This is a genomic window from Corallococcus sp. 4LFB, assembly GCF_046520365.1.
Taxonomy (GTDB): domain Bacteria; phylum Myxococcota; class Myxococcia; order Myxococcales; family Myxococcaceae; genus Corallococcus; species Corallococcus caeni.
Map to the genome: position 1 here is coordinate 25318 of NZ_JBKGHJ010000025.1, position 10479 is coordinate 35796.

The following is a 10479-nucleotide window of genomic DNA, read 5'->3' on the forward strand; positions in this document are numbered from 1 at the left end:
CATCGCCGGAGGCAGACCAATGCTCCCGCGCTCCACCTCGTGTTAGGCGAGTCCCTCCAGGAAGGTGTTCCCATTGGGGCCCACGCCCAACAGGCTCATCTTCCCGCTCCCATCCAGGTCCACTGCGCGCAGACCGAACCGAGACGACTGGAAGAAGCCGGTGGGGGACTCCTTGGTCTCCTTACCGGACGCCGGCTCGACGACCACGCGGCGCTTGGCCGGGACCATTGAATCGGCATCCCCCGTCAGATCGATTTCATGTTGTCCCATCCACACGCGATCGTTGCGGCCGTCACCGTCGACATCGAGCCAGTACTGGAAGTTTGGCTCGGAGCCGACAACCAGGAATCCCTCATCTCCCACACGGCCATGGCCATACATGGGCGCGTAATAGTCTTTAGCCTCTGGCACGTCCCACCAACACGACAGCGAGGTGACCGTGGAAACACCCTCGCCTTTCCAATCCGCCACCAAAGGGAAGAGATTGCGCTGAGCGCGGTTTCCGCAGAAGTCTCCCGGGTCATTGTCTCCGAAGATAGCCAGGAAGTCGTCGAACCAATTCGTGTTCTTGATATTGAAATAAGGATACCAAAGAGCCCGACCCGTTCTCTCGGAGACCTGCAGCGTGGGTGATGCGGCGTCCGGGAACTGCAGCAGGCGCATCGTGTCTTGCCAGACCTGAAACGTGAGGTCCGTCGTCATGCCGACCTGGTCCCCTATTTCGGTGTCTTCCTCGAACACCTTCTCGGACTTCACGAAGTACGCGAGGCCCTGGCGGCCCGCGCCCAGCCCGAAGGCATGCACGCCCACGCCCTGGGCCGCGTCGCTGACGTTCTGGGCCGGCGGGTACTCAAATTCCCAGGAGCCCTGCTCCCAGTCGAAGCGCACTGGCGCCTTGCACACGTTCTTCCCATCGCACTCCCGAAGCTCCGTCAGCAGGCTCCGGTTGCTCGTCGTGCTCGGGTAGTAGGTCAGGTTGTAGGAGCGCAGCACCACGGTGGGCGGAGAACTCGAACCGGTGGCGATCCCGGGTCCCTTCATGTCGATGCCCGTGAGACGGAAATCCCTGCCGACCCTCACGCCGGCCAGGTATCCCTTGAAGACATCCGTCCTCGGCCCGTAGTTGAACTTGACCTCACGCGTGCCGGGCTCGAGGGTTCCGGAATCGTTGTGAAACTGCGTGTAGACAATCCGGTCAGGCCGATGCCAGGCCCCGGACTCGGCGCCCAAGGGCGCCTGGTCGTAGAACACGTCCATCCGATTGCCGGGATGGTCTTCCACGGCCGCGAGCGCCCAGGCGAGCTTGACCGTCCTGCTCTCCTTCACCTGGATGGTGCCATCCGGCCCCTCGTCCAGCTTTTCGTAGACGCCCTGGATGAGGGCGTCTTCACGCGACAACGTCTTCCCGTAGGTCCGGATGAGTCCGTCGCGTCCCCGGACCTCGAAGGTCGTCGGCTCCTGGGGATCCGAGTCCGCGGGGATTCGGATGGAGGCGTAGCTGTCATGCTCGGTCTTGAAGGAGCGCGGATCGTTCTCGGACGGAACGAGCCGGACGCCATCCAGGCAGTACGCCCGGGTGTAGCGGTCCTTCACGTGCAGTTCCATGTCCGGGGAGAAGTCGATGGCGACGGTCTTCCCGTCTCGCGCGAAGGAGTTCGGGCACAGGCTGATCTGTGACAGTCCGGACAGGTTGAAGCCCGGGCCCAGGAGCCCGTCGCTTCCCTGGCTGTCATAGACGATGGACAGCGAAGGCTGGATGCCAGCGCGCCCCGCCGGAACCCAGAGGGGCACTGTCACGGAAGCGGAGCCATTCTGCGTCATATCCGCCACGAAGGGGGTGATGCCCGGCGCGTTCGTGCCGTCGGTCCCCGTGTTGAGGATGGTGTCCGGCCCCAGCTCGAAGGGAGTGCTCGCCGACGTGACTCGCGAGCGTGACTTGGCCAAGCCGTCAGTGTCTTCCGAGGAGGTCGGCGCGGGAAGACAGCCCCCGAGGAGCTGGGCACCGTAGAAGAACAGCGTGAGTCTGGCCGCGAGCCGCTTGCGGCGCTCTGGAGGACGTGAGGAGTGGCTCATATAAAATGTCTGGGCTGGGATGGAGAACACCGTCCCCGTGCCGGAGTCACGGCAGGGGTGGGGACGGTCTGGAATTGATGAGGGGGCTATTGGCAGACGGACTGCTCGCAGACGCTGGACTCGTCCACTTCGCCGGAGCAGTTGTTGTCGATGCCGTCGCAGGTTTCGGCGACGCTTGGCCTGATGTCGCTGCGGGTGTCGTCACAATCACCAGCGACCCGGGTGGTGTTCGGCGGCTGTTGGCACGTCAGGACCGAGCCCCAGCTCACCCCGGAGCCGTCATGATCCTGGTCTGGGTAGAAGGTGATCCAATCTTTCGGATCACTCGCGTCGTCCGCGTAGCCGTTGCAGTCGTCGTCTAGACCATTGGCGCATAATTCCTTGGACTCAGGGCCTGGGGTACACAGTCCGTAATTGCCCCACTCGCAGACAACCTTGGGCGGCTTGCCATCCTCCACCTCCACGGTTTCGCACTGCTCGCCACAGGCCGGCGCCGAGCGCATGCAGATACCCAGGCCACAGGTGATGGGCGGGACATCATCCACCACCCCGTTGCAGTCGTTGTCCTTGCGGTCGCAGGTCTCCGCCTGGGGAGGCTTGGGGATGCAGGCCTGCTCCACGCCGTTGACGCATGCCTGAACGCTGGCCTCGCAGGTCCCCACCCCACACTTCTTCACGGCTCCGGGCTTCACCTGTGCGTTCGAGTCGTTGCAGTCCTGGTTGTTGAGAGAAGCTCCTGCGGGGACACTGCAGGCACTGCCAATCGAAGGACCCGCGCCATCGCCATCGCCGTCGCCATCCCGGTAGTAGGTCAGCTTGACGCCTTCGTCGACCGAGCCATTGCAGTTGTCATCCACGTTGTTGCAGGTTTCGGTGCTCGGCGTGCCTTCGAAACAGGTGTTTCCGGCCCACTCGCACACCTCCTTGGGTGGCTTTCCGTCCCGGGTATCCACCAGTTCGCAGAGGTTGGTGCATGCCGGGACACTGCGGAAACATGCTCCGGTGCCGCAGGTGATGGGAGGAAGGTCGTCCACCTGGCCGTTGCAGTTGTTGTCAACGCGGTCGCACACCTCCTGGCTGGGAGTGCTCGGCGTGCAGGTCTGCTCCACGCCGTTGACGCACGCCTGGACGGATGCCGAGCAAGCGCCCACACCGCATTGCTTGAGGGCGCCCGGCTTGACGGCCGAACTGTTGTCATTGCAGTCGGTCGCGTCTGTCACGTAACCGGCGGGGCGCCCGCAGATGTCGACCCAGTTGTTCGGCGCCCCATAGCCGTCCCCGTCCGCGTCCCGGTAGAACCTCCCGAACTGCCAGACAGCCACGTTGGAGTCGTTGCAGTCGAGGTTGTTGGTTACCCAGCCAGGACCGAGACACCTTTGCGTGGCAGCGCCGGCGCCATAGCCGTCCCTGTCAGCGTCCCGGTAGAGGGTGCGCTGAACCCCCTCGTCGATGATTCCATCGCAATCATTGTCGATGCCGTCGCAAACCTCCGGCTGACACTCTGTCGGCACGCAGTCCGGGCAGCCACTGATCTGCTCCGGCAACGGTTCCGCCGGATTGGCAGCGAAGCCGCTCGAGGAGGTGAGAGCCGCCATCAGGAACATGACGGTGGGCAGCAAGGCGCAATACAGGCCAGGGCTCCGCCCATTCATGCGGATGCATGGTTTCCGTGTCATGATTTGCTTTCGCTTTGAACGAGTAGGGCTCAACCGGTTCGCGATAGGGGTCGGTACAGGAGCCCTCCCGGTGCCACTGGGAACACGGAAGGTCTTCAGCAAGACATGGGCCAGAGCCTCGGTACGCCCCGTTCCGAGCACTGAGCAGGTCCCATCGCCAAGAAGCGGGACTCCCCATCCCGCATCACGGACGTCGCTGGCCCGGCATCCGAAGGGCGGGCGGCCGGGCAGAGTCCTTCAGGGGTCGGCGTTCACCTACCGGGGAAGCGCGCGGGCCATGCGGCGCACGGCTTCGAGCAGCTCGTCCTCTTGAAGCGAGGTGAAGCACAGTCGCAGCGCGTTCAGGGGTGTGCAGTCAAAGCTGTACTGGCCGCCGTGCATGAAGCCGACCCCCTCGCCCAGGCCTCGTTCGGCCCAGAGGGCGGCGTCCACGCCAGGAGCGCAGTGGGCCCACAGGGTCATGCCGCCCGCAGGCACGGTGAAATCGAGCGCGGAGCTCAACGACGAGTGCAGCGCATCCACAAGTGCATCGCGGCGGGAGCGGTACACGGAGCGCATCTTACGAACGTGGCGCTGGACCTCGCCCTCCTCGAGCATCTCGGCGACAGCGGCCTCGGTGACGCCATCGCCCTGCCGGTCCACGGCGGCGCGCACGGAGGCCGCGCGGCTGATGAAAGGAGCAGGCGCGGCGAGGAACCCCAGCCGCAAGCCCGGCGCGAGCACCTTGGACAGCGTACCCACGTAGAGCACGAGTCCGTCGCGGTCCTGGCTCGCGAGCGGCAGCACGGGAGGACCGTCGAAGTGGAACTCGTGGTCGTAGTCATCCTCGATAAGTGCGACGCGCGAGGCCCGGGCCCACGCGAGAAGCCGCTGCCGGCGTTCAGCGGAGAGCGTGACGGTGGTCGGATACTGGTGATGCGGCGTGAGGTAGACGGCGCGCACCGGGCCCAGTTGCTCCAGCACGTCCACGCGAAGGCCCTCTGGGTCCACGGGAACGGGGACGACGTTCGCGCCGGTAAGCCGGAAGGCATCCCACGCGGGAAGGTAGCCCGGGGACTCCACGGCCACGGTGTCACCAGGACGCAGCAGCGTGCGCGCCGCGAGGTCCAGCGCGCCCTGACTGCCCCGGGTGATGAGCAGCGTATCGGCTGTGACAGCCATGCCGCGAAGCGAAGCCAGCATCCCGGCCAAGGCCTCACGCAGCCCGGCATGGCCCAGGGGCCCGGCATAGTCGAGCAGCCGCTGTCCTCCGCGCTTCAGCGCACGCCGGTACGCTCGCGCGAGCAACTCCGAAGGCAGCAGCCGCACATCCGGGCTGCCGGTCAGCAACGACAACATCCCGCGAGGCGCCGCAGGCCCACGAGGCAGTGCACGGGTCTCCACGGCGGGCGGCATCTCGAAGCCCACGTCCGGAGCCGCCTGCACGGAAGGCTCAGCGGACGCGTCCTCCGGAGCCGTCTCCGCGACGAAGGTGCCCAGCCCCGGAGTGGTGACGATCCACCCCTGGGCCTCCAGCTCCTGATACGCCGCGAGCACGGTGTTGCGGTGCACGCCCAGCGACACCGCGAGCGCGCGGCTCCCGGGAAGCGGCTCCCCGGGACGCAGCCGCCCGCGCCGCACGTCCTCCGCCAGCGCCCGCGCGATCTGCACGAAGCGCGGCGTCGGTGACCGCGAGTCCAGCGGAACCGTCAGCGCCCAGCGAGCCATGCCTGCCTCCCCGGGCGCGACGCCGCAGCCTCAGTTCTTCTGCAGCGGGCGGTACCGGATCCGGTGCGGCTCCAGCGCGTCCGGGCCCAGGCGCTTCTTCTTGTCCGCCTCGTAGTCCTCGAAGTTGCCCTCGAAGAAGAACGCCTTGCTGTCACCCTCGAACGCCAGGATGTGCGTGACGATGCGGTCCAGGAACCAGCGGTCGTGGCTGATGACCACCGCGCAGCCCGCGAAGCTCAGGAGCGCATCCTCCAGGCTCCGCAGCGTCTCCACGTCCAGGTCGTTCGTGGGCTCGTCGAGCAGCAACAGGTTGCCGCCGCTCTTGAGCATCTTCGCCAGGTGCAGCCGGTTGCGCTCGCCGCCAGACAGGTCCTTCACCCGCTTCTGCTGATCCGTGCCCTTGAACGCGAAGCCCGACAGGTACGCGCGGCTGGGCACCGTGCCCGCCTTGCCCAGGTCGATGAGGTCCAACCCACCGCTCACCTCCTGGAACACCGTCTGCTCACCGTTCAGCGAGTCGCGGCTCTGGTCCACGTAGGCCATCACCACCGTCTCGCCAACCCGCAGCTCGCCCGCGTCCGGCTTCTCCGTGCCCGTCATCATCCGGAACAGCGTCGTCTTGCCCGCGCCGTTCGGGCCAATCACGCCCACGATGCCGCCCGGCGGCAGCTTGAAGTTCAGCTCGTCGATGAGCAGCCGGTCGCCGTACGCCTTGCGCAGCCCCTTCGCCTCCACCACCAGGCCACCCAGCGGCGGCCCTGGCGGAATCATCACCTCGCCCGTCGGCTCGCGCTTCTGCTGCGACTGGTTGAACAGCTCCTCGTACGCGGCGATGCGCGCCTTGCTCTTCGCCTGACGCGCCTTCGGAGATGCGCGCACCCACTCCAGCTCGCGCTTGAGCGTCTTCTGGCGGTGGCTCTCCGACTTCTCCTCCAGCTCCAGCCGCTTCTGCTTCTGGTCCAGCCAGCTGGAGTAGTTCCCCTTCCAGGGCACCCCCTCGCCGCGGTCCAGCTCCAGGATCCACTCCGCCACGTTGTCCAGGAAGTACCGGTCGTGCGTGATGCACACGATGGTCCCCGTGTACGCCTTCAGCGCCTGCTCCAGCCACGCGACGCTCTCCGCGTCCAGGTGGTTGGTGGGCTCGTCCAGCAAGAGCAGGTCCGGCTTCTCCAGCAGGATGCGGCAGAGCGCCACGCGGCGCTTCTCACCGCCGGACAGCTTCGTCACGTCCGCGTCACCCGGCGGCAGCCGCAGGGCGTCCATCGCCATGTCCAGCGTGCGGTCCAGCTCCCAGCCGTTCGTGGAGTCGATGAAGTCCTGCAGCTTGCCCTGCTCGGCGAGCAGCTTCTCCATCTGCGCGTCGTCCAGGGGCTCCCCGAACTTCGCGCTGACCTCGTTGAAGCGGTCCAACGCCTGGCGGATCTCCTTCAGGCCCAGCTCCACGTTCCCCTTCACGTCCAGGGTCGTGTCCAGCTGCGGCTCCTGCGCCAGGTAGCCCACCTTCACCGTGGGGTCCGGCTTCGCGATGCCGAAGAACTCCGTGTCCACCCCCGCCATGATGCGCAGGAGCGTGGACTTGCCGGAGCCGTTGGGGCCAATCACGCCAATCTTCGCGCCCGGGAAGAAGGACAGGTAGATGCCCTTGAGGATGTCCTTGCCGTTCTTGACCTTGCGCAGGTCCTGCATCGTGAAGATGAAATTCTGGGCCATGGCGGCCTCCTCGGGATTCGCTGAAACGTAAGCGGTGCCAGCGGATAGCAGGGAGCCCCATCCGGCTCAAGGCGCCTGCACCGGGCCCGTGGCCGGTTGGACGGGGCGCGTCACGCGTCCAGGTGCGAAAACGCCTGCTCGCTGACCTGCGAACCCATTTCGAAGGTGTTAGAGGAAGCGCCCCATGTCCGAGCCCACGACCCCTGCCCTGGAGCTGAAGGGCCTCTCCAAGGCCTACGGCAAGTTCACCGCCCTGCACGCGGTGGACCTCACCATCCGCCCCGGCGAAATCTTCGCCCTGCTGGGCCCCAACGGCGCCGGCAAGACGACCCTCATCGGCAGCGTGTGCGGCCTGGTGAAGAAGTCCGCCGGCACCATGAAGGTCTTCGGCAAGGACCTGGACCAGGACCCCACCGGGCCCCGCTACCAGGTGGGCCTGGTGCCGCAGGAGATCAACTTCGACCCGTTCTTCTCCGTCGCGGAGTCCCTGCGCATCCAGCAGGGCTACTACGGCCAGCCCCGCGACGACGCGCGCATCGACGAGGTCCTCACCGCGCTCAACCTCCAGGCCAAGAAGGACTCGCTCACGCGCGCGCTGTCCGGCGGCATGAAGCGCCGGCTGCTCATCGCCAAGGCGCTGGTGCACAAGCCGAAGCTGGTGTTCCTGGACGAGCCCACCGCGGGCGTGGACGTGGAGCTGCGGCGCGACCTGTGGACGTACGTGAAGAAGATCGCCAGCGAGGGCACCACCATCGTCCTCACCACGCACTACCTGGAGGAGGCGGAGGAGCTGGCGGACCGCGTGGGCATCATCAACGAGGGCCGCCTGCTCATGACGGAGGACAAGTCCGCGCTGCTGCGCCGCTTCGGGGAGAAGCGCCTGGTCGTCACCTTCTCCGAACCGCAGGCCGCCATGCCCGCCGCGGGCGTGCGCTTCGCCGCGGGCCTCTCCGCCGACGGCCGCACGCTCACCTACGTGGAGCGCGACAACTGCGCCCCGTCCGGTGAACTGCTCCGCTCGCTCTACGCCGACGGGCTGCCCATCTCCGAGGTGGAGACGCGGCGGTCGCGCCTGGAAGACGTGCTCATCGAAATCCTCCGCGGCCGCCCCTCGCAGGCCGCCTGAACCCCCGCCTCCTCGAAAAACACCCCATGAACGTCCTCGGGATGCAGACGCTGTTCGCGAAGGAGGTCCGGCGCTTCATGCGCGTGCCGGGCCAGACCGTCCTGTCGCCCCTCATCAGCACCACGCTGTACTTCATCGTCTTCGGCTACTCGATTTCCGGCCGCGTCCACGAGGTGGAGGGCCACCCGTACCTGCACTTCATCGTGCCGGGCCTGGTGTTCCTGGGCATCGCCAACAACGCGTTCCTCAACAGCTCCTCGTCGCTGTTCATCACCAAGATTCAGGGCACGGTGGTGGACCTGCTGGTGGCGCCGCTGGGGCCCGGGGAGCTGATGGTGGGCTTCATTGGCGGCGCCATGGTGCGCGGCCTGGTGGTGGGCCTGCTCACGTGGATGGTGGCGGCGGTGTTCTCCGGCTTCAGCCTGGAGCACCCGCTGGCGACGCTCTACTTCCTGCTGCTGTCCAGCTACGTGTTCAGCGTGCTGGGCATGCTCGCCGCCGTGTGGGCGGAGAAGTTCGAGCAGATCAACTTCTTCCCCACCTTCGTGATGCTGCCGCTCACGTTCCTGGGCGGCGTCTTCTACTCGGTGCGCGAGCTGCCCTCGCCGTGGAACCACATCAGCCTCTTCAACCCCATGGTCTACATGGTGGAGGGGCTGCGCTACGGCATGCTCGGCAGCGGCCTGTTCTCACCGCTCGTGGGCGGCGCCATCCTCGCCCTCACCGCCGCGGTCGCGACGGGCGTCACGTACGCGGTGCTGCGCTCCGGCTACAAGATGAAGGCGTAGGCCTCAGTAGCCTGCCTGCCTCCTCCACGGGTAGGGAGGCGGGCCCCTCCCTGCTGGACAGAGCCTCTGTCTTTTTGGAAGTCAGCTGTTTCCCGCCCGCTGAGAAAGCGCGGTATCCTCCCGGACACCCATGGCGGTCGGTTTCGGGAAATACGAGCTGCTTCGAAAAATCGCGTCGGGCGGAATGGGACAGGTGTTCCTCGCCCGGGAGCACGGGACGGGCTTCGAGCGGCTGGTCGTCCTCAAGCTCATCCTCCCGCACCTCGCCGAGGACGAAGAGTTCCTGGAGATGTTCCTGGACGAGGCGCGGCTGGTGGCGCGGCTCTCCCACCCGAACCTCATCACCATCCTGGACCTCACGGAGATTGAGGGCCGGCACTGCCTGGCCATGGAGTACGTGCAGGGCGAGGACGTGCGCCGGTTGGACCGCTTCGCGCGCAAGCAGGAGCGCCCGCTGCCGGTGGGGCTGGTGGTGCGCATCATCGCGGACGCGGCGGCGGGGCTGTCCTACGCGCACGGCGCGCGGGACGGGCACGGCCAGCCGCTGAAGCTGGTGCACCGGGACGTGTCGCCGCAGAACGTGCTCGTCGGGTTCGACGGCGGGGTGAAGGTCATCGACTTCGGCGTGGCGAAGGCGGCCACCAGCGGGCAGCAGACGGCGACGGGCGTGCTCAAGGGCAAGTACCCGTACATGTCGCCGGAGCAGGCCAACGGGATGGCGGTGGACGGCCGGAGCGACCAGTTCGCGCTGGGCGTCGTGATGTGGGAGCTGCTCACGGGCAAGCGCCTCTTCAAGGGCGACACGGACCTGATGACGCTGCGGCTGGTGCGGGACTGCCAGGTGCCGCCGCCGTCGCAGCTGAACCCGAAGCTGCCGCCGGGCCTGGACGAAATCGTGCTCAAGGCGCTCGCGCCCGCGCCGGAGGGCCGCTATCCGGACTGCGCCGCGTTCCGGCTGGCGCTGGAGGACTGGGCGCTCAACCTGCGCCTGCCGTCCAGCAGCGCGCACCTGGCCGCGTACCTGCGGGAGCTGTACGCGGACCGCATCGCCACGGAAGCAGACCCGACGAAGCTGGACCAGCTGGCCGAGGACGTGGACCTGGACGCGCAGTCCAACTCCTCGCGGGATGGGATGCCCACGTCGGGGGCGCGGGGACAGGCCTCGTCGCGCGCGTCGAAGCTGGTGGGCCCGCCGTCCCGCCCGCCCACGCGCGTGGGGCCGGAGAAGACGCGCAACACCGCGGCCCTGGCGCCGGAGCCTCCGAAGCGTCGCGCGTGGCTGCCCCTGGTCGTGGGCGGCGCGGCGCTGGTGGTGGGTGGCGCGGCGGTGGTGCTGGTGCGCGGTGGCACCCAGACGGTGACGCCGCCCGCGGTCGTGGCCACGCGGCCCCCGGAGGAC

At 67.2% G+C, this 10479-nt stretch carries 7 protein-coding genes; 3 read left to right on the forward strand and 4 right to left on the reverse strand.

Translation table 11 applies throughout. The features are described 5' to 3' along the window. Window positions 1-42: 42 nt before the first annotated feature. The 4 genes from ACLEQD_RS04970 to ettA form a co-directional block, all read right to left on the reverse strand. Window positions 43-2073 carry a SpvB/TcaC N-terminal domain-containing protein gene (locus ACLEQD_RS04970; protein ID WP_410382123.1) on the reverse strand — a complete coding sequence of 677 codons (2031 nt, stop codon included), beginning with the start codon at window positions 2071-2073 and terminating at the stop codon, window positions 43-45. Between the two features lie 86 nt (window positions 2074-2159). Then, window positions 2160-3692, reverse strand: a complete 1533-nt coding sequence (locus tag ACLEQD_RS04975; RefSeq protein ID WP_410382124.1) for a putative metal-binding motif-containing protein — start codon at window positions 3690-3692, stop codon at window positions 2160-2162. Between the two features lie 312 nt (window positions 3693-4004). Further along, entirely contained in the window at window positions 4005-5456 is a 1452-nt protein-coding gene (locus ACLEQD_RS04980) for a PLP-dependent aminotransferase family protein (protein WP_410382125.1), read from the reverse strand. A gap of 30 nt (window positions 5457-5486) precedes the next feature. Further along, complete coding sequence (gene ettA / locus ACLEQD_RS04985) at window positions 5487-7166, reverse strand: energy-dependent translational throttle protein EttA (RefSeq protein ID WP_410382126.1); 1680 nt, start codon at window positions 7164-7166, stop codon at window positions 5487-5489. Window positions 7167-7350: 184 nt separating this feature from the next. Between ettA and ACLEQD_RS04990 the strand changes: the two genes are divergently transcribed. The 3 genes from ACLEQD_RS04990 to ACLEQD_RS05000 all read left to right on the forward strand — a co-directional run. Then, complete coding sequence (locus ACLEQD_RS04990; RefSeq protein ID WP_410382127.1) at window positions 7351-8292, forward strand: ABC transporter ATP-binding protein; 942 nt, start codon at window positions 7351-7353, stop codon at window positions 8290-8292. A gap of 26 nt (window positions 8293-8318) precedes the next feature. Next, a complete protein-coding gene (locus ACLEQD_RS04995; RefSeq protein ID WP_410382128.1) occupies window positions 8319-9080 on the forward strand; it encodes an ABC transporter permease in 762 nt (253 codons plus the stop codon). A 130-nt stretch (window positions 9081-9210) separates the two neighbouring features. Further along, a partial coding sequence (locus tag ACLEQD_RS05000) for a serine/threonine protein kinase (RefSeq protein ID WP_410382129.1) occupies window positions 9211-10479 on the forward strand: 1269 nt, incomplete at its 3' end.